Raw genomic sequence first — 24,676 nt, 5'->3', positions numbered from 1 at the left:
GCTGTCGTGGCCTGCTTCAATCGGCCGAAACTGCCGTCTCGCTGCTGGCAGGCTTTTCAACTGCCTCACCGAGGCGAATTTCCTCGCGCGTCAGTGACTGGATCAGCGTCGCTTCGCTAATGGCCAACTGTGCAGTGACGTCATTGGTTTGCGCGTCGTATTCGGCCCGGGTCAGTACTTTTTTCGCGAATTGCTCGTCCAGTGCCGCCTGTCTCTGTTGATAAGGCTGACGTGCGGCGTCGAACCGGGACGGATATTTGTGCGTGATGAAGTCCTGCCAGAATTCCATCGACACCAGAGCCTGAAACTCTTCGGGGGAGCCGTTCAAGGCGATGACTTTGCGGTAGGCGAGCTCCAGCATGGGCGGTGTGACGCCGGCCATGCCGATAAAGGACAGGGTCTGCGGCTGAAACGGCAACTGCAGCCGATCCTTGAGGCCAAAGCGGTAGGCCATGGTCATTTCATGCGGGTCGCTCAGGCGCAGGCGCTGGGTATTGCGCTCACGCGCTGGAGCCTGTGGATCGTTGGCGATTGTCCTGCTCGCAGCGATATCTGCTGCGGCCAGTTCATCGACCTGCCTTAGCCTGAACAGACTTCTGGACAGATCCACCAGGCGAGTGCCATCCCCGTCTTGCCTTGCCTGCACTCTGGCTGTATGCGTCATGGTCAGCACTTGCAGGTCAGTAAACGTGGCGGCGGCAAGGTCAGTGCAGCCGGCTTCGCAGGCGCGATCGAAAACATCTCTGCGCAGAGCGCGTGATTGCACGTTGTTCTCGCTGATGGCATCGACCACGTCCCAGACCTGCCGACGGAAATCGGCGTGGTGGCCGAGTCTGGAAATGATGTTGAAAAAGCCATCCGAGCCGTCCTGTGCTTTCAGTCTGTCCAGCTGCGCGGTGCGTTTCGTCGCCTCGGTTGCCGTCATACCGACGGTCAACTGCGGATAGGCCGACGCCGCGTTCATTAGCGCCGGCTGTGGGCGGGCTGCCGGGGCAGAAGTGGTCAGCAGGTTCAGAGGATTGTAAAGCGATGTTGCGGAGTGGCGCAGCCGCTCACTGTAGCCGGCCAGGCGTTCTCGAGTGTATTCGTTCAGGGGGTTATCGCTTATCTGAGTGCCGCTGTTGACCTGAATCGAATGCCTCAGGCGATCCGCTGCCGGTGCGACGACAAAGCTGGGCAGGTTCGTGATCCGGTTGTTGTTCAGAACTATCCTGCCCAACAGGGGCTGATCGAACAGTCCGGCTGGCCAGCTTCCGATGCCGGTGTTTGACATGTCGACTTCGCGGATATCAGTGATCGCGCTGAAATCCGGGCTCACGTTCAAGTGCGGGTTGTCGTGTATCCACAAGGCCCTCAAGGTCGTTCTTCCGGCCAGTATCTGCGCTGTCTCGGCGGTCAGTTCGAGTTGATTCCCCTGCAGGAACAGACGGGTCATCCCGTGCATTTCGCCGATGGCCGGCGGGAGATCCCTGAGACGATTGTTGGCCATGTTCAGCCAGCGCAAATGGCGGAAGCGGGTCAGAAAACCTTCCGGGGATTCGGTGAGATTCATGTTGTTGAGTTTGAGCGAGCCGACATGGCTGAAGTCGGTGTTCAGATCCGGCAGGGTCGGCAACGTGAGGCCGCTCAAATCCAGTTCCAGACCTATCGGCGTGCCGTCGAAGGCGTGTTTCTGCGGCGTTTCACGTCGCCAGCAACTGATGATCCGATCCCGTGCCTCGATGCGCTCATTGCGGGTTTGGGTGTTGATCTGCAACTGATTGACGCGGATATAGCGCAGAGGATTGCTGCCTCCCGAAAACACCCAGTTATCCAGCTGGTTTTTCAACACGGCGAAATCCTGCTCGAGCTCCAACAGCCTGGTCGCGACAGTGGCCTTGTCATGGTTCCAGATAAACTCCCGGCATTCCTTGATGCCTTTGCTCGGAAACAGTTTTCGGTAGCGCTGCGCGCGCGAGTTCTCACTGTCGAATACAGCGGGGTGGGCCGGAGTCATCAACTGCGGATGCAGTTCGTTGAGTTTTCGCCAGTAGCGATCGAACTTCCTCCAGTAAGGCGAAGGGAAGTCATTGCCTTCAAGCAGCGTGTGGTTGTTGATTCGCGCGACCACGGCCAATTGATCGGCTGGCGGGTTGATGTGTGCGTCGGGAACTTCGCGCAGTTGATTGTTGCTGAGGTCGAGGCCGGTCAAGGTGATCTTGTCAGCCAGGCCGATGGGCCACTCACTGATGCCGGTGTTCTTCAGGCCCAGTGTCTGCAGCCCGGACATCGCACTGAAATCGGGCAGCATCTGGAGTGGGTTGTTCGACAGGTCGATGCTGACCAACTGATGCAATGCACTCAATGCACCAGCGCTGTTCTCATCGAGTTTTATCTGGTTTGAGGTCAGATTCAGGTGGGTGAGCCGGCTCATCGCGCTGATCTCTGCGGGCAATTTTTCCAGATCACAATGGCTGATCGTCAAATTCTCCAGATTCGGCAACCGCGACAGGAACGTGTCGGCAGTGTCGGACCAGACGACGCTATCAAGAGTGAGCAACGTCAACCGACTGAAGTCGGCAGTCAGTGGTGGTAGCGGTCCTTTCAGTGGTGGCAGCGCAAGGTGCGGCGATTGCTGGAGCCAGCAGTCCTTGATGATCCGGGCAATGTGTTCTGCCCGAGCCTTTTCCCGGCCGGCCACGCTGGATGTTCCCGGCTGGCTGTCGGCGACGTAGGCCAGCAGTTGCGCATCGAGCGCCTTGAACTCTGCGAAACGCTGGCTGATCGTGGCTTCTGCACTGTCCCCCAGGCCAATCAGGTATTCCCGGGCGGTTTGTGGCGTTTTGTCCGGATACATCTGCACCAGCATGGCGACTTCAGGGATGTCGCCATCAATCCGGAATGCACCTGTGCGTGCGCTGGTGATGAGTGCCGGATATTCCGCCGTAACCCGCTGCCAGTAGACTTCCAGCCGCCGCCAATAGCCGCTGGCAAAGGGGTTGCCTTCGATCAGGGTGATGCGGTTGATGTTGGCTATGGCGAGCAATTGATCACTCGCCGGGCTGATGACTGTCTGCGGAATTTCACGCAATCGGTTATTGCGCAAATCGAGCGACTCCATCGCCAACTGATGCTGCAATCCGGTTGGCCAGTCATCCAGTTGTGCATTGCGCAGACCCACGGATTTGAGCTCAAGCATGCCGCTGAAATCCGGGGCCTTGCCCAGCGGGTTGTCCGACAGGTCGAGTTTTTCCAGTTGGCTGAGCGAAGCCAGCTCGCTGGCGGTCTGGTCGCTCAGTTCAATGTGGTTCGCTCGCAGGTCCAACTCCTTGAGGGCTGGCATTTGCGCAAGGTTCGCCGGCGGCCTGGCGAGCGCCGAGGCATTGATTTTCAGACGCTCCAGGGCAGTGAACCCCTTGAGGAAGTTTTCGCCCCCCTCCGACCAGGCGACCGCCTGCAAGTGCAGCGTGCGGACATGGCTGAAATCTGCGGACAGCGGAACAATGCCTGCGTCGCCAAGATCCAGTTGCAACGTTGTTCCTGTCTGACGTTTCCAGCAGCGCTTGATCTCTTGCGCGGCGCGCTCCACCGAGGGATTGGTCGCCCCGCCGGCCAGCTCACTGGTTTTCAACCAGGTCGCGAGCTCCAGCTTCAGGGTCTTGTATTCATTCTCGAGGCGCGTCAAAAAGCTTGGTACATCGTCACCCTGGGTGCGCAACAGCGTGCGGATTTGCTCGCTGTCCAGAGATGGATAGAGTTTTCGCAGTCGCGACTGGGGCGTTCGCAGTCGATTGACCGCGGCATTGAGCCGCTCGCGCAGCCCCGGTGAAGCAGGTTGGTCGGCACTGCCGCGCTGCATCCCGCCGGCCCCGCCGACCACGATGCCCTGCCAGCCCTGATCGGCATCGAACACGACAGGCTCTGATCTGCCCGGGCGCGTAGCGCTGTAGATGTTGTCGACGTCAGCGGCGACAGGATCTTCAGGGCGGACGATGCGCATCACCTCGGTCAGAGGCGTCGAAGCATCGTGATCGTGCAAGACCTGATAGCTGTGATTGTCGATCACTGCGTAGAGTTTGCCGTCATGGCGGTACAGCCCATCGCTGTCGCGTGAGCTATGACTGAAGTCGAACGGCGTGCGAAACGCTTGCAGGCGTGTCACCGATAAAGCGAAGGTGCTCGGCGGCGAGAACTCCAGCGCATGCCACCTGCCACTCTCCGGATCGTGCAGCATCAGCGGTCCGGAGGGCTTCGATTCGCTCGCCAGCCCGGCGCGCCAGAGGCCGCTCGGCGAATCCTTGCTCACCTGCACGAAACCGCCGTCGGCCATTTCCACGTAGTGACGACCCTTGAATGTCCTCAGGCCTTCGGCGTCGGCGTCAGGCAAGCCGGTTGCGACAGCGAGGCGGTAATGCTCGACGGGGTGGCCTGTGTTGACCACGGTTTGCAGCGCTGATGCAGCCGCATGCACTGTGACATTCGGCGCCGGGATGATCGCATCAGGATCGTTGCTGTCCGTGCGCCGGTTCGCGCGGATTGGCGGGCTGCTCAACGCGGTTGGGTCAAGACTGGGGCGCGGCGTGAGGAGGGGACGCTGCGGGATGGCATCGGCGGATGTATCCGGTCGAAGATGAAAATTACCGGGGGGACTAACTGGGTGCGGCGTTTTGCTGCGCATGTCTTACGTTCCTTGTAGTGATTGAGCGGTCGCGTCCGCAACGGACGCTGCCGGCCGGTTCGGCGTCATGCCTGATGATGTGTCTCGGGATGGAAAGAGGTGGCGGCGAGGTCGAAAATTTTCTGCGCTGCGTGGCCATCGAGGGCAGCGCGCCAGATCGGTTTGTGTGGCCGCTGCGCCCGTTCTTCCCGGCGCTGCGAACGCACACCCATGCGGCTTTGCTCAAGGGTTTTCAGGTGCCCGCCGGAAACATTGAAGTTCAGATCGGGCGTATCCGGTTTCGCGTAATGAAAGTGCGCGTGCCAGAGGGGGTCGTAGGTGTGCGCATCCGTCAGTAGATAGACGTCGATAAAGTCTCGATTGTGTCCCTTGCCGCGTTTCAACCGGGTCTCGATTTTCTGCGCACGCACTTCGCCCTTGTCGATCAGATACAACAATCGGTCGGGGCTCAGAAAATGTTTATCCTTGTAGATCCGGACACGAATGTTTTCGCCCTCGCTGCGCAGGCGTTCACTGGTGTCCTGCAGGCGTTGGATCAGCGCATCTGTTTCGCCATCGGTGGACTCCTGTCGCCGAAGCTGGAGTGCGATCTCATCCATTGCCCCGGCCTTGCGCTCAAGCATCTCGACAATGTTGTCCGGATGGTTTTTGCGCGACTCTTCGCGCCGGGCTTCGCGCACATGTGCGTCGGTTTGCTCAAGGTGCTGATTGGCTCTGAGAGTCAGGTCGGGCAGGTTTGTGTCCTGCGTTGCGCGGACGGGGTGCCACTCACCAGCCCTTTGTTCATAGGTCTGCACTGGCTGTTGCGGGTCGTGCAGACTGCGTACATCGATGACTTCTTCGTTGTGCGCGGTACGTCGGGACTCGCCGACATGGATCTTGTAAATACCGTGTTTCTTTGCCTTGAAAATGCGCTTGGGTGGCGGTTGGAAGCCGGATCTGTCCTGCTCCGGAACATACTCGAAATCAATGGCCTGATCGTTGATCGGCAGCGCCGGAAGATCAGGCTGGCGTTGATATTGGAACAGGCGATGAGTCAGCGTCTCTTCGAATATTTTCAGCTCGGCAGTGATAGCCGTGCGTGACGTTGCGTGCTGCTCATCGGGTGTCAGATCCAGGCGCTCGTACCAGTAGCGAAGGGCTGTGCATTCCTGGAGCAGATCACGCAATATCGCAGGGTGCGAAGTCTCCGGAATTTTACCCAGCGCTCCATACACGAAAGTTACCTGACCAAATCTGGTCGCCAGTTCGGAGGCCTGAGGGTAGTTTCCGCCTGATTGATGGTCGTCCAGCATCAGGCTTTTGGCCAATACCCACGAAGCCACGACGTCGTGAGTGTCCATTGGTGTCAGAGCGTATGCACTGAATTCGTCCGGCGCGACCCGCCATGTGTTCACCAGATTGTCGGCAATGTGCTGGCGCTCTCGCATATGGCCGAGAATTTTCCCCAGGCGTTGACTGTTCGCGGGAGCCTGTCGATGTCGATCAATGGCCCTCCCAGCGCATGGCGGGTCAAGCCGCATTCGACCAATTGATCGTAAAAGCTCATTTGGATCTTGTGCATCGCAATCATTTTTTTGTCGTAGTCTTCCTTCTTTATGAAGTGCCGGACCGCGGGTTTTTGCTGTTTATGGAATTTTATTGCTTTTGCAAGGGACCTCAGCGCCTGGTGGCTGTGTAATTCACGATCAAGCAGCGCCATCGTTTCGCGCTTGACTGCATCTGAGCGCTCGCCCCCCGCTTCCCTGATGCTGCGCCACACCTCCTTCAGGTGTTCACTTTTAGCGGTGTCCTGCTCGATTCGCTTGTTGAAGTGGCCAAGTCTGATTCCGACTTCCACCCGCTGCCATAGCTCCGAGGGCGCCACTCCTGTCGCTCTCTGCATCCCGGCTGCCCCCGTTACACTGGTCCCTCGCCAGCCGTAGCGAGCGTCGAAAATGATCGGTTCCGACCTGCCTGGACGGGATGCGACGTAAACATTCGTGGCATCGCTGGCGATGGGATCGTCGGGGCGAACGATGCGCATGACCGCCCTCTGCGGCGCTGATGCATCAAGATCATGCAGGACCTGATAGGCCTGATTCTCGATCTGCACATAGAGTTTGCCGTTGAAGCGCAACAGTCCATCGCCGTCCGGCTCGGCCGTGCTGAAATCCAGATCGGTGCGAAACGCCTCGAGCCGGCTCTGGGATAGCGGGTAGGTCGATGGCGCCCAGGTATCGACGGGTTGCCAGAGACGGCTCTCGGCATCGAACTGCAACAGCGGACCGGACGGGTGCAATTCGCTGGGCAATTTCGCCCGGTAAAGACCGCTGGCGGGGTCCAGACCGACCTGCACGGTGCCACCCTCAGGCACTTGGACATACTGACGCCCCTTAAGCGTCGAAATGCCTTCGGCATTGGCTGACGGCAACACGACCAGCGAAGTGATCCAGTAATCTCCCAAGGGCCGCTCATGCACAACTGCAGCCGATTCGGCGGCCGCTGTCGTGCTGACCGTTGCCCGCGCAGGCACGGAGGTAATGCGGTTGAGCCCGTGATCAATCGATGTCGATACCGTTGTGAGAGTCGGGCGTGTAGGAATTCTGTGCCCCGGTCCGCCATCGGAAAGCGCCGTGAAACCAGGCCGGGTGATCGAATAATCGGGTCGCGGGTTATGAACCGAGACGGTCGTGATGCCTCTGGTTGGCGGTTTGGGTGCCATTGCCTGTCTTCCTTTGCGTTTAATGCCCCGCTGCTCTTGGGAGTGCGACGGGCGGGCGGCTTCCTTGCCGTTTCGTGCGTCGTGCGTTCAACAAAAACGCGTAATGTGTGGCGGGTTGGCGGCGCGAGAGCAGCGCACAGAGAAACCGACCACCGTCGTCGGAATTGGTCAAAATTTGTGCTATATTCCGCGCCCGCGATTTTTCACTTCAACACCGGTCGTCGACATGCAAGCAGCCAAGCCGTTATTTGACTATCCAAAATATTGGGCCGAATGTTTCGGGCCAGCGCCATTCCTGCCGATGAGCAGGGAGGAGATGGATCAGCTCGGCTGGGATTCGTGCGACATCATCATTGTTACCGGTGATGCCTACGTCGATCATCCGTCGTTCGGCATGGCGATCATCGGCCGGCTGCTGGAGTCGCAAGGCTTCCGCGTCGGGATCATCGCGCAGCCGAACTGGCAGTCCAAAGACGACTTCATGAAGCTCGGCGAGCCGAACCTGTTCTTCGGCGTCGCGGCGGGCAACATGGACTCGATGATCAACCGCTACACCGCGGACAAGAAAATCCGTTCCGATGACGCGTACACCCCCGGCGGCATGGCCGGCAAGCGTCCGGATCGCGCCAGCCTGGTTTACAGCCAGCGCTGCAAGGAAGCCTACAAGCACGTGCCGATCGTGCTCGGCGGCATCGAAGCCTCGCTGCGCCGCATCGCCCACTACGACTATTGGCAGGATCGCGTGCGCAACTCGATCCTGATCGACGCCAGCGCCGACATTCTGCTGTACGGCAACGCCGAGCGCGCGATTGTCGAAGTTGCCCAGCGTCTGTCGTGGGGCCACAAGATCGAAGACATCACCGATGTGCGCGGCACCGCGTTCATCCGTCGCGACACGCCGCAGGGCTGGTACGAAGTCGACTCGACGCGCATCGACCGTCCTGGCAAGGTCGACAAGATCATCAACCCGTACGTGAATACCCAGGACACTCAGGCCTGCGCCATCGAGCAGGAAAAAGGCCCGGTCGAAGATCCGCAGGAAGCCAAGGTCGTGCAGATCCTGGCCAGCCCGCGCATGACCCGCGACAAGACCGTGATCCGCCTGCCGTCGATGGAGAAGGTGCGTAACGACCCGGTGCTGTACGCCCACGCCAACCGCGTGTTGCACCTGGAAACCAACCCGGGCAACGCCCGTGCGCTGGTGCAGAAGCATGGCGAGCTCGATGTCTGGTTCAACCCGCCGCCGATTCCGATGACCACTGAAGAAATGGACTACGTGTTCGGCATGCCTTACGCCCGTGTGCCGCACCCGGCGTACGGCAAGGAGAAGATCCCGGCGTACGACATGATCCGTTTCTCGGTGAACATCATGCGTGGCTGCTTTGGTGGCTGCACCTTCTGCTCGATCACCGAGCACGAAGGGCGGATCATCCAGAACCGTTCCGAAGAGTCGATCATTCGCGAAATCGAAGAGATCCGCGACAAGGTGCCGGGTTTCACCGGGGTCATTTCCGACCTCGGCGGCCCGACTGCGAACATGTACCGCATCGCCTGCAAGAGCCCGGAAATCGAATCCGCCTGCCGCAAGCCGTCGTGCGTGTTCCCCGGTATCTGCCCGAACCTGAACACCGACCACTCTTCGCTGATTCAGCTGTATCGCAGCGCCCGTGCCCTGCCGGGTGTAAAGAAGATTCTGATCGCTTCCGGCCTGCGCTACGACCTCGCCGTCGAGTCGCCGGAGTACGTCAAGGAGCTGGTGACCCACCACGTCGGCGGTTACCTGAAGATCGCCCCGGAGCACACCGAGGAAGGTCCGCTCAACCAGATGATGAAACCGGGCATCGGCAGCTATGACAAGTTCAAGCGCATGTTCGAGAAGTACACCAAGGAAGCGGGCAAGGAGCAGTACCTGATTCCGTACTTCATCGCCGCCCACCCGGGCACCACCGACGAAGACATGATGAACCTCGCTCTGTGGCTCAAGGGTAATGGCTTCCGCGCCGACCAGGTGCAGGCGTTCTACCCGTCGCCGATGGCCACCGCTACGGCGATGTACCACTCGGGCAAGAACCCGCTGCGCAAGGTGACGTACAAGAGCGACGGCGTGACCATCGTCAAGAGCGAAGATCAGCGTCGTCTGCACAAGGCATTCTTGCGTTATCACGACCCGAAAGGCTGGCCGATGCTGCGTGAAGCGCTGATCCGCATGGGCCGCGCCGATCTGATCGGCCCGGGCAAGGATCAACTGATCCCGGCGCATCAGCCGGCCACCGACAGCTACCAGAGCGCCCGTCGCAAGAACTCGACGCCGGCCGGCAGCCACAAGGTCGCCAAAGAGAAGACCACCAAGATTCTCACCCAGCACACCGGTCTGCCGCCGCGTGCCAGTGATGGCGGTAATCCGTGGGACAAGCGTGAACAGGCCAAGGCTGCGGCATTCGCCCGCAACCAGCAGGCGGCCAAGGAACGCAAGGATGCGGCGAAAGGCAAAGGGCCGAAGCCGACACGCAAGCCGGTCGTGCCGCGCTAAACACTGCTTGAGCTGAACAGAACGCCAACCTTCGGGTTGGCGTTTTGCTGATCGTTCCCACGCTCCGCGCGGGAATGCCTCTCGGGACGCTCCGCGTTCCATTCGTTACTCGTAGTATTGTCGAACATGGTTGTGGCGCGGAGCGTCACGGGCTGCATTCCCACGCAGAGCGTGGGAACGATCAAGTTGTTGCCGCTGGCCTCTTCGCGATCACACACAGCAAGAATCAGCGTCCGCAACATTTGCGTGCAACTGAGCCAAACCATTTCCTCGCATCGCCCGGTTTTGGTGCTGTACTGCCTTGAGCATTTCGCGAAAGCGCGCAAGCCTGTGCATGGCATAAGTCTTGCGCGCTTTCCCATACGCCCAAGGCTCGCAGGAGGCACGCCGTGTCGATTCATGTCGCATTGCATCACGTCACGCATTATCGCTACGACCGCGCTGTCGAACTCGGCCCGCAGATCGTCCGCCTGCGCCCGGCGCCCCACAGCCGCACGCGAATTCTTTCCTATGCGCTGAAAGTCTCGCCCGAGCAGCATTTCATCAACTGGCAGCAAGACCCCCAGGGCAATTACCTGGCACGCCTGGTGTTCCCGGAAAAAACCGCAGAGCTGCGCATCGAAGTCGATCTGGTCGCGGAAATGGCGGTGTTCAATCCCTTCGACTTCTTCCTCGAACCGTACGCCGAGCGAATCCCCTTCAGCTACGCCGCCGACGAGCGCAAGGAGCTGGCGCCGTACCTCGAAACCCTGCCGCTGACGCCAACGTTCAAGGCTTACCTGGACAGCATCGACCGCACGCCACTGCCGGCGGTGGATTTTCTGGTGGCGCTCAATCAGCGCCTCAGCGAAGACATCGGCTACCTGATCCGCATGGAGCCCGGCGTGCAGACTCCGGAGCACACACTGCAACACGCCTCCGGTTCCTGCCGTGATTCGGCATGGTTGCTGGTGCAGCTGTTGCGCAATCTCGGTCTGGCGGCGCGGTTTGTTTCCGGCTACCTGATTCAACTGACCGCCGACGTGAAAAGCCTCGACGGCCCGTCCGGCACCGAAGTCGACTTCACCGACCTGCACGCCTGGTGCGAGGTGTATCTGCCGGGTGCCGGCTGGATCGGCCTCGACGCCACGTCCGGGTTGTTCGCCGGGGAAGGGCATATCCCGCTGGCGTGCAGTCCCGATCCGTCCTCGGCGGCGCCGATCAGTGGTCTGGTCGAACCTTGCGAGACACAGTTCAGCCACGAAATGTCGGTCGAGCGAATCTGGGAAGCGCCACGTGTCACCAAGCCTTACACCGATGAACAGTGGCGGGCGATCCAGGCACTGGGCCGGCAGATCGATGCCGACCTGCTCGAAGGCGATGTGCGCCTGACCATGGGCGGCGAGCCGACCTTCGTCTCCATTGACGACCCGGACGGCGCCGAATGGAACACTGCCGCGCTGGGGCCGGACAAGCGTCGGCTGTCCGCCGAACTGTTCCAACGCATGCGCAAGCAATATGCACCGCAGGGGCTGGTGCATTTCGGTCAGGGCAAGTGGTATCCCGGCGAGCAATTGCCGCGCTGGTCGCTCAATTGCTATTGGCGCCGCGACGGTCAGCCGGTCTGGCACAACGACGCGTTGATCGCCGACGAACAGCAGGACTACGGCGCCGACGGCGAACTGGCCGGACGCTTTCTCGCCAGCGTCGCCGAGCGCCTGAAGTTGCCTGCACGCTTTGTCTTCCCGGCTTACGAGGATCATCTCTATTACCTCTGGCGCGAGGGTGCGTTGCCCGGCAACGTCAGCGCCGAGGATTCGCGTCTGGAAGAGCCATTGGAGCGTGCGCGGTTGCGCAAGGTCTTCAGTCAGGGCCTGAACAAGGTGATCGGCCAGGTGCTGCCGCTGGCGCGCACGGCCAAGGGCGATCAATGGCAGAGCGGGCGCTGGTATCTGCGTGACGAGCACTGTCGCTTGGTGCCGGGGGATTCGCCGCTGGGTTACCGCTTGCCGCTGGCCTCGCAGCCGTGGGTGAAAGCGGCGGAATATCCGTTCATCCATCCCAACGATCCGAATCAGGACTTCGCTGAACTGCCGGATGCCGCGCAGCTCGGTGTGCACGGCGAACCGGCTGCGCTGGATGAGCGGGTGCCGAAAATCGATGAGTCCGCTGACTGGCTGACCCGTACCGCATTCTGCGCCGAGGCCCGCGAAGGGCGGCTGTATCTGTTCATGCCGCCGCTGGAGCGGGTCGAGGATTATCTGGAACTGGTCTCGGCCATTGAGGCCACCGCCGAAGAACTGCATTGCCCGGTACTGCTGGAAGGCTATGAACCACCGAGTGATCCGCGCCTGAGCAATTTCCGTGTCACTCCGGACCCGGGCGTGATCGAGGTCAACGTGCAGCCATCGGCGAGCTGGGACGAGTTGGTCGAGCGCACCGAGTTTCTCTACGAACAGGCACGGCAAACCCGGCTGACCACCGAGAAGTTCATGATCGACGGACGCCACACCGGCACCGGCGGCGGCAACCATTTCGTCCTTGGCGGCGCGACACCGGCGGACTCACCGTTTCTGCGGCGGCCGGATCTGCTGCGCAGTCTGATCAGTTACTGGCACAACCATCCTTCGCTGTCGTACCTGTTTTCCGGCCTCTTCATCGGGCCGACATCCCAGGCACCACGGGTCGACGAGGCGCGTAACGACGCCTTGTACGAACTGGAAATCGCCTTTGAGCAGATGCCGGAGCCGGGCGAGGAATGTGCACCGTGGCTGGTCGATCGACTGCTGCGCAATCTGCTGATCGACGTCACCGGCAATACCCATCGCGCCGAGTTCTGCATCGACAAACTGTATTCACCGGACGGCGCCACCGGGCGTCTTGGCTTGCTGGAACTGCGCGCTTTTGAAATGCCGCCCCATGCGCGCATGAGTCTGGCTCAGCAGTTGCTGCTACGGGCGCTGGTCGCGCGCTTTTGGCGCGAGCCTTATGCGCCGGCGAAACTGGCACGCTGGGGCACCGAGCTGCACGATCGCTTTTTGCTGCCGCACTTTATCGAAGAGGATTTCGCCGACGTCATCGTCGAACTCAACAACGCCGGCTATCCGTTGCGTGCGGAGTGGTTCGCGGCGCATCTGGAGTTTCGTTTTCCCAAGGTCGGTGACTACGCCGTCAATGGCATCGAGCTGGAGCTGCGTCAGGCGCTTGAACCCTGGCATGTGCTGGGCGAGGAGGGCTCGGCGGGCGGCACGGTGCGCTACGTCGATTCATCGCTGGAGCGCTTGCAGGTCAAGCTTAACGGCTTGCCGCCACAGCGCTATCTGCTGACTTGCAATGGCGTCGCGGTGCCGTTGCACCCGACCGGGCGGGTGGGTGAGTTTGTCGCCGGGGTGCGCTTTCGGGCGTGGCAACCAGCCAACTGCCTGCATCCGACCATACCGGTGCACGCGCCGTTGGTGTTCGACCTGCTCGATACCTGGATGGGGCGTTCGCTGGGTGGTTGCCAGTACCACGTCGCCCATCCCGGTGGGCGCAATTACGAGACCTTGCCGGTCAATGCCAATGAAGCGGAGAGCCGGCGCATGGCGCGGTTTTTCCGCCTCGGACACACGCCGGGGAAACTTCCCGTACCCAAGGTAGAAATCAATGACGAGCTACCGATGACCATCGACCTGCGCCGTTACTAGAGCCTACGCAATACGCGGATTTTTCGTATATCCGCGTGTCATGTGCCTGCGTTAGTCTGACCGTTCCCTGCTGTCTGCCGAGCTTTCCATGCCTGACCTGTTAGACCGCTACCCGCTGACTGCGGGCACCTATCACGAACTGCTCGACGGCAGCGGCGCAGTGCGTGCGCATTGGCAGCGCCTGTTCGATCAGTTGCAGCGCAGCAGCCCGGCGCAACTGGTGCAGCGTCAGGCCTTGCTGGCGCGGCAGATTCAGGAAAACGGCGTCACCTATAACGTCTATGCCGATCCCAAGGGCGCTGATCGGCCGTGGGAACTGGATCTGCTGCCCCATGTGATCGCGGCTGATGAATGGCAGCAATTGTCCGCCGGCATCGCTCAGCGTGCGCGCTTGCTCAATGCAGTGCTGGCGGATCTGTACGGTCCGCAGCGGTTGATCAGTGAAGGCCTGCTGCCCGCCGAGCTGGTATTCGGGCACAACAATTTTCTCTGGCCCTGTCAGGGCATTGCCCCGCCCGAGTCAGCTTTTTTGCATTTGTATGCCGTGGATCTGGCGCGCACGCCGGATGGTCGCTGGTGGGTCACTGCCGATCGCACCCAGGCGCCGTCCGGGGCCGGCTATGCGCTGGAAAACCGCACCATCGTCTCCCGCGCCTTTCCTGATTTGTACCGGGATCTTAAGGTCCAGCATCTGGCCGGTTTCTTCCGCACCTTGCAGGAAACCCTGGCCCGTCAGGCACCGGAGGGCGATGACGCACCGCTGGTGGTGCTGCTGACGCCGGGGCGGTTCAATGAAAGTTATTTCGAGCACCTGTATCTGGCGCGCCAGCTCGGTTATCCGCTGGTCGAGGGCGGCGATCTGACTGTGCGCAATGCCACCGTTTACCTGAAAACCCTCAGCGGTCTGCGCCGGGTGCACGCGATCATGCGCCGCCTCGACGATGATTTCTGTGACCCGCTGGAACTGCGGACCGACTCGGCGCTTGGCGTCCCCGGTCTGCTGGAGGCGGTGCGGCAGGGGCGGGTGCTGGTGGCCAATGCGCTCGGCAGCGGGGTGCTGGAATCGCCGGGGCTGCTGGGGTTTCTGCCGAAGATCAATCAATTCCTGTTCGGCGAAGAACTGATCCTGCCATCGATCGCCACCTGGTGGTGCGGTGAAGCGCCAGTGCTGGCGCAGGCGCTGGAAAAACTCCCGGAGTTGTTGATCAAACCGGCGTTCCCGTCGCAGAGTTTCGCGCCTGTTTTCGGCCGTGACTTGAATGAAAGTCAGCGCCTCGAGCTGGCGCAGCGTATGCAGGCACGGCCTTATGCCTACGTCGCGCAAGAGCTTGCGCAACTGTCGCAGGCGCCGGTGTGGCAAGCCGAAGACGGTCATCTGCAACCCCGCGCGATCGGTATGCGCATGTATGCGGTGGCCAGCCACGACGGCTACCGCGTATTGCCGGGTGGTCTGACCCGAGTGGCGGCCGAGGCCGATGCCGAGGTGGTGTCGATGCAGCGCGGCGGGGCGAGCAAGGACACCTGGGTGCTCAGCGACCGTGCGCCGAGTGGCGAGCAGTGGAAGGCGCAGCGCAATGTCGGCGTGCACGATCTGGTGCGGCGCGATCCTTACCTGCCATCGCGGGTAGTGGAGAATCTGTTCTGGTTCGGCCGCTACTGCGAACGCTGCGACGACAGCGCGCGGCTGCTGCGCATCATGCTTACGCGTTACGTCGATGGCGATGATCCGCAGGCGCTGCAAGCAGCGGTCGATCTCGGCGAGCGGCTGGCGCTGTTGCCGGATGAGGGCGAACTGCCGGAGCGCCTGCTCGCTGCGTTGCTGGGCGAGGATTGGTCGTTCAGCCTGCGCTCCAACTTGCAACGCCTGCAATGGGCCGCCTCGCAAGTGCGCGGCAAGCTGTCCCGGGAAAACTGGCAGGCGCTGGTCGAATTGCAGCGCGAGGCGCTGGAGCTGGAAGTCGATGAACCGGACTTCGGCGAACTGCTGGATTTTCTCAATCGTCTGGTGATGTCGCTGGCGGCGCTGTCGGGGTTTGCCCTGGATGACATGACCCGCGACGAAGGCTGGCGTTTTCTGATGATTGGCCGGCGCATCGAACGCCTGCAATTTCTCAGCAGCAGTCTGGCGGCGTTTCTGCGCGGTGCGGGTGCGTTCGATCAGGCCGGGCTGGAGTGGTTGCTGGAGTTGGGTAACAGCAGCATCACCTATCGCTCGCGCTATCTGGCGGTGGCGCAACTGATTCCGGTGCTGGATTTGCTGCTGCTGGATGAGCAGAACCCCCACGCGGTGCTGTTTCAGCTGAAACTGGTGACCCGCACGCTGAAACGCCTGAACGACGATTTCGCCGCGCCTCGGGAAACCGCGCTGCCGCAACTGGTCGAGCGCCTGTCGCGGTTTGATCTCGGTTGTCTGGAAAATCCTTTGTTCGGCAAATCCAGCGTACGTGCCGCGCTGGATGGTCTGGCCGATCTGTTGCAGGAAATCGCCGAAGCCAGTGGCCAGGTATCGGATCGTCTGGCGCTGCGCCATTTCGCCCATGTCGATGATGTCAGCCAGCGAACGGTGTCCGTGTGATGAGCGCTCGATATCAGATCTTTCACGACACCTGTTATCACTACGACAGCCCGGTCTCCCTCGCGCAGCAACTGGCGCACCTGTGGCCGCGCGAATGCAGCTGGCAGCGCTGCACCGAGCAGCAGTTGCTGATCAGCCCCGAGCCGACCATGCGCCGTGATGAACTGGACGTATTCGGCAATCCGTTGACGCGATTGGCATTTGAACGGCCGCATGACCAATTGCAGGTCAACGCCCGGCTGACGGTCGAGGTGCTGGCGCGGCCGGCGCTGGATTTCAACCAGTCGCCAGCGTGGGAGCAGACCCGCGATGCGCTGACCTACAGCAGTCAGCCGCTGTCCGCCGACTTGCTCGAAGCCTGTCGCTACCGGTTCCAGTCTCCTTATGTGCATTTGAAGCGCAGCTTCGTCGAGTTCTCGCAAAGCTGTTTTCCGCCAGGGCGACCGTTGCTGCTCGGGGTGCAGGCGCTGATGCAGAAGATCTTCAGCGAATTCACCTTCGATGCCGAAGCCACCCAGGTGGCGACGCCGCTGGTGGAAGTGCTGGAGCGTCGGCGCGGCGTGTGTCAGGACTTCGCTCACCTGATGCTGGCCTGTGTGCGCTCGCGCGGTCTGGCGGCGCGTTATGTCAGCGGCTACCTGCTGACCCAGCCGCCGCCGGGGCAGCCACGCCTGATCGGCGCCGACGCCTCGCATGCGTGGGTATCGGTGTTCTGTCCGGTATCGGGCTGGGTGGATTTCGATCCGACCAACAATGTGCAGCCGGCGCTGGAACACATCACGCTGGCGTGGGGAAGGGATTTCTCCGATGTATCGCCGTTGCGGGGGGTGATTCTCGGTGGCGGTAATCACGACCCGGAAGTGCGGGTTACGGTGATGCCCTTCAATGAGCGATAAAATACCCTGTGGGAGCGGGCTTGCCCGCGATGACGGAGTGTCTGTGACGACGTTGTTGGATGTGCCGCAGCCATCGCGGGCAAGCCCGCTCCCACAGGGGCAGCGTCGTTTTCGGGAATAGGATAAGGGCTGTGAGGGCCGGCAGCAGAACTGCCAGCCCCGTCACAAATCCGCAGGGTCTGATTCGATCATCAAACCCGGTGGGGCTCAGGCGTCGGGCGCCTGATCTTTCGGTGCATCGGATGCATCAACATCATCATCGGTCGCCACTTCACCGTCAGGGTTCAGTGCCGCTTCTTCAGCGGTTTGCTTCTTGCGCTGAAGCTTTTCCTCTTTCTTCTGTTCCTTTGCCAGGTCTCGTTGACGTTTGGCGAAGGAGTAATTGGGTTTGGCCATGGGCGATCCTCTGGGGTCGAAGGTGAGGTTGAGCGGCGCGTATTCTGCCCTGTATCGGTGTCCGGGGGTTAACCGGGTTTTTGGTCGACCCACTTGGGCGTGACGGTCGGCTGCCACTGATCGAGGGCGTCGAGCAGCGAATCTGGCGATTCGCTCACTTGCAGCATGTCACGGTGTGGCGCGCGAACGAAGCCTTCGCCGACGATATGATCGAGAAAAGCCGTGAGCTTGCTGTAGAAACCGTTCACTTCCAGCAGCCCCAAAGGCTTGCCGTGATAGCCGAGCTGGCCCCAGGTCCAGACTTCGAACAGCTCTTCCAGCGTGCCAAGGCCGCCGGGCAGGGCGATGAACGCGTCGCTTAGCTCAGCCATCCGCGCCTTGCGCGCATGCATGCCGTCGACCACTTCCAGGCGCGTCAGGCTCTTGTGGCCGATCTCCTTGTCCATCAGGCTTTGCGGAATGATGCCGATCACTTCGCCGCCAGCCGCCAGCGCGGCATCAGCGACAATGCCCATCAAACCGACGGCACCACCGCCGTAGACCAGCGTCAGATTACGCTCGGCCAATGCCCGGCCGAGGGCCACGGCAGCTCCGGTGTAGGCCGGCACGGTACCGGCGTTGGCACCGCAAAACACACAAACGGATTTCAGCGACATGCGTTACTCCTGAGTCGATCAGTCGCACAGGGTAACGGCTGGCACGCTGCGCTCCAAGGACTAGACTTCGCGTTCGGGTGATTCGAAAGTACCGCTGGCGCCACAAGCGTAGGCGGCGAGCAAGCTGCACAACAGGCCGTTAAAGAACATGACTGGCACTCCGTTTCAGTAGGTGGGCCGATCATAGGCCTGGCCCAACGAAATGGCCGTTAGATTGTGTCGATGAGTGTCATAGCCTGAAAGTTGTATACAATTTTTGACTCAAGTCATATGAACTTGCGATGATTTCAGGCAGTCTTTCCACCACTAGTGTTTTTGTTAACCCTGCCTTGGAGATTCACCATGTTTTCCAAAGTTGTTGCGGTATCCCTGCTGGCGCTGGCCAGCAGCCAATTGATGGCTGCCGAGTGCAAAACCACCGTTGATTCCACCGATCAGATGACCTTCAACACCAAGGAAATCGTGATCGACAAGAGCTGCAAGACCTTCACCGTCGAACTGACCCACTCCGGCAGCCTGCCGAAGAACGTCATGGGTCATAACCTGGTGATCAGCAAAGAAGCTGACATGCAGCCAATCGCTACCGACGGCCTGGCAGCCGGTATCGACAAGAACTACCTGAAAGATGGCGACGCCCGCATCATCGCCCACACCAAGATCATCGGCGCCAAGGAAACCGACTCGGTGACCTTCGATGTGGCCAAGGTAGCTGACGGTGGCTACGGCTTCTTCTGCTCGTTCCCTGGGCACATCTCGATGATGAAAGGCACCATCGTCGTCAAGTGATTCAGATACAAAAAAAAGCGTCCCGAGGGGCGCTTTTTTTGTTTGTGTAGGAGCTGCCGAAGGCTGCGATCTCTTGATCTTGATCTTGATCTTGATCTTGATCTTGATCTTGATCTTGATCTTCAAAGCAAGATCAAAAGATCGCAGCCTCGTTGCACTCGTCAGCTCCTACAGGCTCCTACAGGCTCCTGCAGGCATTTCCATACCTCAAGGCGCAAACGGCATGACCCGCTTGTGATGAGTCTTGTTGTACGTATCAACGATGATCTTCGCCGCCTCGTCCCGCACCGTTTCCCCGTGCAGAAACGCATCGATCTCGGCATAGGTCACGCCATGCGCTGCTTCGTCCGGTTTGCCCGGCGAAAGATCTTCCAAGTCAGCAGTCGGCACTTTCTCGACCAGCGTTTCCGGCGCGCCAAAGCTGCGGGCAATCGCACGCACTTGATTTTTCACCAGGCCGCTGAGCGGGGCGAGGTCGCAGGCGCCATCGCCGAACTTGGTGAAGAAACCCATCACCGCTTCCGCCGCGTGGTCGGTGCCAATCACCAGACCGCCCGCCGCCCCGGCAATCGTGTACTGCGCGACCATGCGCATCCGCGCCTTGGTATTGCCCAGCACGAAATCCACCGACGCCGCCGGTTTGCCTTCGAACGCCGACACCTGAGCCGCCAGCGCCTTGACCGCCGGGCCGATGTTCACGGTGTGGATTTCGTCAGGGGCGATGCAGTCGAGCGAGGCCTTGGCGTCGTGCTCGTCGAACTGGGTTTCGTAGGGCAGGCGCACGGCGATGAATTTGTAGCGGTCGTCGCCGGTTCTTTCGCGCAATTCACGCACCGCGCGCTGGGCCAGGAGGCCGGCGGTCAGTGAATCGACGCCGCCGCTGATGCCCAGCACCAAGGTCTTGAGCCCGGAATTGACCAGACAATCCTGAATGAACGCCAGGCGCCGGGCGATTTCGGCCTGCAGGGCCTGGTCGTCGGCGAACGGTGGTTGCACCTTGAGCTGCTCAGCAATCTCACGCTGTACGGCTTGCATGAATTCACTCCTTGCTAGATAGACTGGATTCGGCAGGAACCTGAAAAACATGTCGCAAATAGGCGACGAAATTCGGATCTTTGCAGTGGGTCTTGCCAGGCTCGTCGGAGATCTTCGCCACCGGCTGGCCGTTGCAGGCGGTCATTTTAAGCACGATGCTCATCGGTTCGACACCCGGGATATCACAAGTGAGGTTGGTACCGATGCCGAAGCTCACATTGATGCGACCGTGCAGCGCGCGGAAAATCTCCAGCGATTTGGGCAGGGTCAGACTGTCGGAAAACACCAGGGTCTTGCTCATCGGGTCGATGCCGAGCTTGTGATAGTGCGCGATGCACTTTTCACCCCACGCCACCGGGTCCCCGGAATCGTGGCGCAGACCGTCGAAGAGCTTGGCAAAGAACAGATCGAAATCGCCAAGAAACGCATCGGTGGTGATGCAATCGGTGAGTGCGATACCGAGCAGACCGCGGTATTCGCGAACCCAGCAGTCGAGCGCGGCGATCTGGCTGTCGATCAGGCGCGGGCCGAGTTGCTGATGGGCCATGATCCACTCGTGGGCCATGGTGCCCAGCGGTTTCATGTCCAGCTCGCGGGACAGATGTACGTTGCTGGTACCGACGAAACGCCCGGGGAAGTCATGCTTGAGGACGTTGACCACTTCGGCCTGGACCCCAAAGGAAAAGCGCCGGCGCGTGCCGAAATCGGCGACCTGCAGTTGCGACAGCTCATCGGCCGAGGCATTGGCGGTCAGCCAGTCGAACTTGCGATACAGCTGTTCGCGTGCCTGCTCCAGCGAGGTCTCCCGGTAGCGATAGCGATTGCGCACTTCGCTGACGATCGCCAGCAGCGGCACTTCGTAGAGGATCACATGCAGCCATGGCCCGCGCAGACGGATGAACAGTTCTCCGTTCTCGATGCCGGTGTGCAGGTAGCGCAGGTTGAAGCGGAACAGGCCGAGGAAGCGCAGAAAATCCGGTTTCAGAAAGCTGATGCGCTCGAGAAAACTCAACTGATCGGCACTCAGGCTCAGCTCGGCCAGACGCTCGATCTGATGACGGATCTCGGCCAGATACGGACGCAGATCCTCGGCATTGCGGCAACGGAACTCCCATTCGACTTCGACGTTGGGGTAGTTGTGCAGCACCGCCTGCATCATCGTCAGCTTGTAGAAGTCGGTGTCGAGCAGGTTCTGCACGATGCGATCGGCAAACACACTCTCGCTCATAAACGGGTCTCCAGTTGCGCCGCGCCCGGCGCGGTCTATATCGATGGCGCTAGTGGCGCATATCGGCGGTGGGGATTGCCAGCGCTTTTTTGCTTTCAGGTGATAGATCTTCGGAGCCCATACATCTCAAGCCGCAAAAATTGTTCATTTTCGGTTGCACCTCAAGCGCGGCGTGAAGAACTTGCTCGATGCACTCCCAGCTTTTCAAATACTCGGCGAGTAACGAGTGCCTTGGTATCAGCTTTGTTTCCACCGCCTTGAACATCGCTGCCCTGATCATCTCATCGGTTGCTATCTTAGGCATGAAGGCCATCTCCCTTGAAAGAAATCTGTTCAAGCGTATCTACGCCGTCCTGAAGCAACAAATAGGCGGGAAGTATGAGGCGGTAAAAATCAGAGTCGTTGGTGCCCTTGATAGTGATGGACGTAAAAGCTTCCAGGAGACTTGTGGCGGCGCGGATTCTGAAACACGCGTCTTCGAATAACTGATCGCGCGCGGCATATGAGTCTATGAAGAAGGTTGGAATGTTGGTTGCGTTTGCTTTCAGCGGATAAAAACGATTCATGCCATTAACTCCGTCAAGGTGGTCTGCGGGCAAGTGATTGAAGAGTTCATTGCTCTTGATGTAGCAGCTTTGCGAATGTTGATTTTGTGTAAGGTAATTATTTCAACTAATCAGGCTGTTGCGCTGAGTTGGCTTGGATGAGCTGCCCACCGACTCTCGAGTGGAGAGTCGGAGCGCTAAGTTTCGTTATTCGATATGTGTTGGCGCCGGTGGCCATGCAATTGGATCGAGGTCTAAATCGAGAAAAAGTTTTGAATCAAAAACGGGTGTCTTGATTCCACTGCGACGTTGAACTTCATAATCATGCAAGACCCGCAGGCATATCTTGAAAAGGAGGGCCATCGCGATCAGATTTACAAGCGCCAGTAGGGTCATGGTGATATCGGCAAAAGCCAGAACTGTGGATAGATCTTCGCTGGCACCCCGGAACACCATTATCAAAACCACGAGTCGATAGATGATCAGCGTTTTTGCAGGTTCACCAAACATGAATCGCAAGCTGTTTTCTCCGAGGTAATAGTTGTAGAGCATTGCCGTGAATACGAACAGCGCTAACGCCATGCTTATGAATATTCTTCCCCACTCCCCGACAACCGCTGCCAGCGAGTTTTGGGCCAGGGCAATTGCGTCGCCTTCAAATCCCGGAGTGTAAAAGCCGGATAACAAGATCATCAGTGCGGTGCAGGTGCAGACCACGAACGTATCGATGAAAACGCTCAATGCCTGAACAACACCTTGTGCAACTGGATGGCTGACCCTCGCCACTGACGCGACATTAGGGGCGCTGCCCAGCCCCGCTTCGTTGGAGAATACTCCGCGTCTGACGCCCATGATGATGGCGCTGCCGAGCAGACCGCCGAACGCCTGATCCAGACCGAAGGCGCTTCTGATAATGGTCATCAGCATTGTCGGTACTTGTTCAAACTGAAGAACCAGCACGTACGCCGTCACGCCGATGTAGGCGAGAACCTTTAGAGGGACCAGTAGGTCGGCTACTGCGGCAATCCGCGTTATACCGCCGATGAATACGATGCCCAGCATCAATGAAAGCGCCAGCCCCGACCACAGGGGTGGTAAATCAAACGCTTCTTTCAGGGAGTGTGATACCGCATGGGATTCGAGACCATTGATGGCAAATCCGAATGTCACCAGCATCAGCATGGCTACGATCAACCCGAGCCAGCGCTGGTTCAGGCCATGCTGAATGTACCAGGACGGGCCGCCTCTATAGAGACCGTTGCCATCGCTGCGTTTATAGAGCTGGCCCAGCGTACATTCGAAGAAGCTGCTCGACATACCCAGAAGTGCGGTCATCCACATCCAGAACACGGCGCCGGGCCCACCCATACTCACCGCAATACCGACCCCGACGATATTTCCGGTACCCACGCGCCCGGCGAGGCTGAGCGTCAGCGCCTGGAGCGAACTCAAATGATGGCCGCCTGCGCGCCAGCTACCGCGCAAAACGCCGAACATATGGGGGAAGTATCGCAGTTGAACAAATCCTGATCGAATCGTGAAATAACCCCCTAGCCCAAGAACAAATGGTATTAATACCCTGCTCGAAAGAAAATCGTTGATGACATCTAGCATTCAAAGCTCCTTGCTATTAAGAGTGCTGGCAAATCCATGGTGTATTCAGGCCCGAAGTCATTCAGGCGTCGTAATATCCCGCCATATTTGATTCGGTGCAATTTCGCAAGTTGCTTAAATGTGATGCGAGTTGCTGCTATGGTTGCGCCTTTCTGGTCTTTACTGGGTCATTATATGTGTGATTTTCTTCCGGCGAATTTGAGGCTGCTTTGTAGTCATTACAGATCTGTCGCGGAGGTTTGTAGGAAAGTTCGCATCAATCGTGGGCAATTCAATAAGTATCTATGTGGGAAAAGTTTCCCTACGCCTTTTAATCTCAAGCGCATCTGTGATTTTTTTGGTGTCGATGAGAGCGAAATCATCCTGCCTACCGAACAATTCACGATCCTGATAGGCCTGAAGGCTGACAAGGAACATTCTTTAGTCGAAATGGCCGCGTCACAAATAATGCATGAACATCTACGCCGCCAGTCTTCACCGGAATTGAAATCGCATACTGGTTATTACTACGAGTACTACCATGCGATGACTGAGCCCGGCTCCATTCTGTGCTCGCTGGTACATGTACGGGCCGAAGGCGATGAAATCGTATATGAGCGAAACGAGCGATTACAGGTTTCTGAAGCGGCAGAGGAATTTGAGCGTTATCAATATCTGGGTATTGCCTATCACCTTCGGGATCGCTTGTTTTTTATCGATTATGAATCGCTCACCTCCAACGAAATCAGTCAGACCATCCTTATTCCAAGCTTCAAAAGCTGCATTACCCGGCTCAATGGGTTGAAGATGGGTGTTTCCGCTGCGGATCATCGCGCTCCTGCATGCTCCAGGGTCGTATGGGAGTATCTGGGGCAGGAAATCAATCCCATCGATGCATACCGCCGCGTTCGGTTGTATAAGCCTGATGATTGCGCCATTGATGATGATCTGCGCGCGCGCCTGGCCCAATCCCGGATTGTGGAGGGCCTGTTCGTTATCGCTGGATGACCGTCCTGAAAAAACTCCGGATGGAGCGAGGTCGGGTTCTCTGGATGTTGTTTTTCAAGATCCAAAGATCGCAGCCTCGTTGCACTCGACAGCTCCTGCTAGGGGGTGTCAGGGGCTATCGATTTGTTCAAGCATCCATTTCACAAAATCGCGCACCTTCGGCACTTCCGCCGCGTGCTCCGGGTAGGCCAGGTAATAGGCATCGCTGCTGGGCATCGCATGCTGCCAGGGTATGACCAGTTTGCCTTCGGCCAATTCCTCTTCCACCAGAAATCGCGGCAGCAGCGCCACGCCACATCCGACCTGGGCGGCGCGGATGCACATGTAAAAGGTTTCGAAACGCGGCCCGTGGTAGCTGTGTTCGGTGTGGTAGCCCTGACTGTCGAACCAGTCGTGCCAGGC

17 protein-coding genes are annotated in these 24,676 nt (G+C 59.4%); 6 read left to right on the top strand and 11 right to left on the bottom strand.

The features are described 5' to 3' along the window. Positions 1-16 precede the first annotated feature (16 nt). The 3 genes from D8U60_RS11225 to D8U60_RS11215 form a co-directional block, all read right to left on the bottom strand. Positions 17-4,531, bottom strand: coding sequence for an NEL-type E3 ubiquitin ligase domain-containing protein (locus D8U60_RS11225; RefSeq protein ID WP_241663537.1), 4,515 nt, complete (start codon positions 4,529-4,531; stop codon positions 17-19). Positions 4,532-4,722: 191 nt separating this feature from the next. Next, complete coding sequence (locus D8U60_RS11220; RefSeq protein WP_130900146.1) at positions 4,723-6,087, bottom strand: hypothetical protein; 1,365 nt, start codon at positions 6,085-6,087, stop codon at positions 4,723-4,725. Beyond that, a complete protein-coding gene (locus D8U60_RS11215) occupies positions 6,051-7,361 on the bottom strand; it encodes a hypothetical protein (RefSeq protein WP_130900145.1) in 1,311 nt (436 codons plus the stop codon). Before D8U60_RS11215 ends, D8U60_RS11220 begins: the two co-directional genes overlap by 37 nt. Before the next feature lie 226 nt (positions 7,362-7,587). On the opposite strand from D8U60_RS11215, the gene D8U60_RS11210 reads away from it, so the two are divergent. The 4 genes from D8U60_RS11210 to D8U60_RS11190 all read left to right on the top strand — a co-directional run bounded on the left by D8U60_RS11210 (position 7,588) and on the right by D8U60_RS11190 (position 17,027). Continuing rightward, the gene (locus D8U60_RS11210) at positions 7,588-9,891 is read left to right on the top strand and encodes a YgiQ family radical SAM protein (RefSeq protein ID WP_016771932.1); all 2,304 of its coding nucleotides are present in this window, start codon (positions 7,588-7,590) and stop codon (positions 9,889-9,891) included. A gap of 389 nt (positions 9,892-10,280) precedes the next feature. Further along, positions 10,281-13,556, top strand: coding sequence for a transglutaminase family protein (locus tag D8U60_RS11200; RefSeq protein WP_130900143.1), 3,276 nt, complete (start codon positions 10,281-10,283; stop codon positions 13,554-13,556). Between the two features lie 88 nt (positions 13,557-13,644). Continuing rightward, positions 13,645-16,131, top strand: coding sequence for a circularly permuted type 2 ATP-grasp protein (locus D8U60_RS11195; protein WP_122881183.1), 2,487 nt, complete (start codon positions 13,645-13,647; stop codon positions 16,129-16,131). Continuing rightward, complete coding sequence (locus D8U60_RS11190; protein ID WP_122881182.1) at positions 16,131-17,027, top strand: transglutaminase family protein; 897 nt, start codon at positions 16,131-16,133, stop codon at positions 17,025-17,027. The genes D8U60_RS11195 and D8U60_RS11190 overlap by 1 nt, the downstream gene beginning before the upstream one ends. Positions 17,028-17,234: 207 nt before the next feature. On the opposite strand, the gene D8U60_RS11185 is transcribed toward D8U60_RS11190, so the two are convergent. Then, positions 17,235-17,423, bottom strand: coding sequence for a hypothetical protein (locus tag D8U60_RS11185; protein WP_039756918.1), 189 nt, complete (start codon positions 17,421-17,423; stop codon positions 17,235-17,237). 68 nt (positions 17,424-17,491) lie between these two features. Continuing rightward, complete coding sequence (locus D8U60_RS11180) at positions 17,492-18,079, bottom strand: TIGR00730 family Rossman fold protein (protein ID WP_130900142.1); 588 nt, start codon at positions 18,077-18,079, stop codon at positions 17,492-17,494. 342 nt (positions 18,080-18,421) lie between these two features. Here D8U60_RS11180 and azu point away from each other — a divergent pair, with 342 nt between their 5' ends. Continuing rightward, positions 18,422-18,865, top strand: a complete 444-nt coding sequence (gene azu / locus D8U60_RS11175) for an azurin (RefSeq protein ID WP_076565430.1) — start codon at positions 18,422-18,424, stop codon at positions 18,863-18,865. Between the two features lie 207 nt (positions 18,866-19,072). Here azu and nadE read toward each other — a convergent pair whose 3' ends face one another. From nadE to D8U60_RS11150, 5 genes are all read right to left on the bottom strand, one after another. After that, on the bottom strand, positions 19,073-19,900 hold the full coding sequence (gene nadE / locus D8U60_RS11170; protein ID WP_130900141.1) for an ammonia-dependent NAD(+) synthetase: 828 nt from the start codon (positions 19,898-19,900) through the stop codon (positions 19,073-19,075). A 4-nt stretch (positions 19,901-19,904) separates the two neighbouring features. Continuing rightward, positions 19,905-21,128 (bottom strand): nicotinate phosphoribosyltransferase, encoded by a 1,224-nt coding sequence (gene pncB, locus D8U60_RS11165; protein ID WP_024011382.1) that lies wholly within the window; start codon positions 21,126-21,128, stop codon positions 19,905-19,907. A 49-nt stretch (positions 21,129-21,177) separates the two neighbouring features. Beyond that, on the bottom strand, positions 21,178-21,432 hold the full coding sequence (locus D8U60_RS11160; RefSeq protein WP_065615509.1) for a hypothetical protein: 255 nt from the start codon (positions 21,430-21,432) through the stop codon (positions 21,178-21,180). Then, entirely contained in the window at positions 21,425-21,694 is a 270-nt protein-coding gene (locus D8U60_RS11155) for a hypothetical protein (RefSeq protein ID WP_065615510.1), read from the bottom strand. Before D8U60_RS11155 ends, D8U60_RS11160 begins: the two co-directional genes overlap by 8 nt. 186 nt (positions 21,695-21,880) lie before the next feature. Beyond that, positions 21,881-23,287 (bottom strand): alanine/glycine:cation symporter family protein, encoded by a 1,407-nt coding sequence (locus tag D8U60_RS11150; RefSeq protein WP_122601487.1) that lies wholly within the window; start codon positions 23,285-23,287, stop codon positions 21,881-21,883. 138 nt (positions 23,288-23,425) lie between these two features. Between D8U60_RS11150 and D8U60_RS11145 the strand changes: the two genes are divergently transcribed. Beyond that, complete coding sequence (locus tag D8U60_RS11145; RefSeq protein ID WP_223259111.1) at positions 23,426-24,274, top strand: helix-turn-helix transcriptional regulator; 849 nt, start codon at positions 23,426-23,428, stop codon at positions 24,272-24,274. Between the two features lie 108 nt (positions 24,275-24,382). Here the strand turns inward: D8U60_RS11145 and D8U60_RS11140 are convergent. Continuing rightward, a partial coding sequence (locus D8U60_RS11140; RefSeq protein WP_241663536.1) for a LysR substrate-binding domain-containing protein occupies positions 24,383-24,676 on the bottom strand: 294 nt, incomplete at its 5' end.

It is taken from the genome of Pseudomonas sp. Sample_11 (genome assembly GCF_004307505.1).
GTDB lineage: Bacteria > Pseudomonadota > Gammaproteobacteria > Pseudomonadales > Pseudomonadaceae > Aquipseudomonas > Aquipseudomonas atacamensis.
The sequence above is the reverse complement of the archived record's forward strand: the minus strand, read 5'-3'. Positions and strand labels throughout refer to the sequence as shown.

Bases quoted from the DNA above. Each gene is read 5' to 3' on its own strand.
- D8U60_RS11220 (WP_130900146.1), bottom strand. From the start codon at position 6,087: ATGCGAGAGCGCCAGCACATTGCCGACAATCTGGTGAACACATGGCGG.
- D8U60_RS11215 (WP_130900145.1), bottom strand. From the start codon at position 7,361: ATGGCACCCAAACCGCCAACCAGAGGCATCACGACCGTCTCGGTTCAT.
- D8U60_RS11210 (WP_016771932.1), top strand. From the start codon at position 7,588: ATGCAAGCAGCCAAGCCGTTATTTGACTATCCAAAATATTGGGCCGAA.
- D8U60_RS11195 (WP_122881183.1), top strand. From the start codon at position 13,645: ATGCCTGACCTGTTAGACCGCTACCCGCTGACTGCGGGCACCTATCAC.
- D8U60_RS11190 (WP_122881182.1), top strand. From the start codon at position 16,131: ATGAGCGCTCGATATCAGATCTTTCACGACACCTGTTATCACTACGAC.
- D8U60_RS11185 (WP_039756918.1), bottom strand. From the start codon at position 17,423: ATGGCCAAACCCAATTACTCCTTCGCCAAACGTCAACGAGACCTGGCA.
- D8U60_RS11180 (WP_130900142.1), bottom strand. From the start codon at position 18,079: ATGTCGCTGAAATCCGTTTGTGTGTTTTGCGGTGCCAACGCCGGTACC.
- azu (WP_076565430.1), top strand. From the start codon at position 18,422: ATGTTTTCCAAAGTTGTTGCGGTATCCCTGCTGGCGCTGGCCAGCAGC.
- nadE (WP_130900141.1), bottom strand. From the start codon at position 19,900: ATGCAAGCCGTACAGCGTGAGATTGCTGAGCAGCTCAAGGTGCAACCA.
- pncB (WP_024011382.1), bottom strand. From the start codon at position 21,128: ATGAGCGAGAGTGTGTTTGCCGATCGCATCGTGCAGAACCTGCTCGAC.
- D8U60_RS11160 (WP_065615509.1), bottom strand. From the start codon at position 21,432: ATGCCTAAGATAGCAACCGATGAGATGATCAGGGCAGCGATGTTCAAG.
- D8U60_RS11155 (WP_065615510.1), bottom strand. From the start codon at position 21,694: ATGAATCGTTTTTATCCGCTGAAAGCAAACGCAACCAACATTCCAACC.
- D8U60_RS11150 (WP_122601487.1), bottom strand. From the start codon at position 23,287: ATGCTAGATGTCATCAACGATTTTCTTTCGAGCAGGGTATTAATACCA.
- D8U60_RS11145 (WP_223259111.1), top strand. From the start codon at position 23,426: ATGGTTGCGCCTTTCTGGTCTTTACTGGGTCATTATATGTGTGATTTT.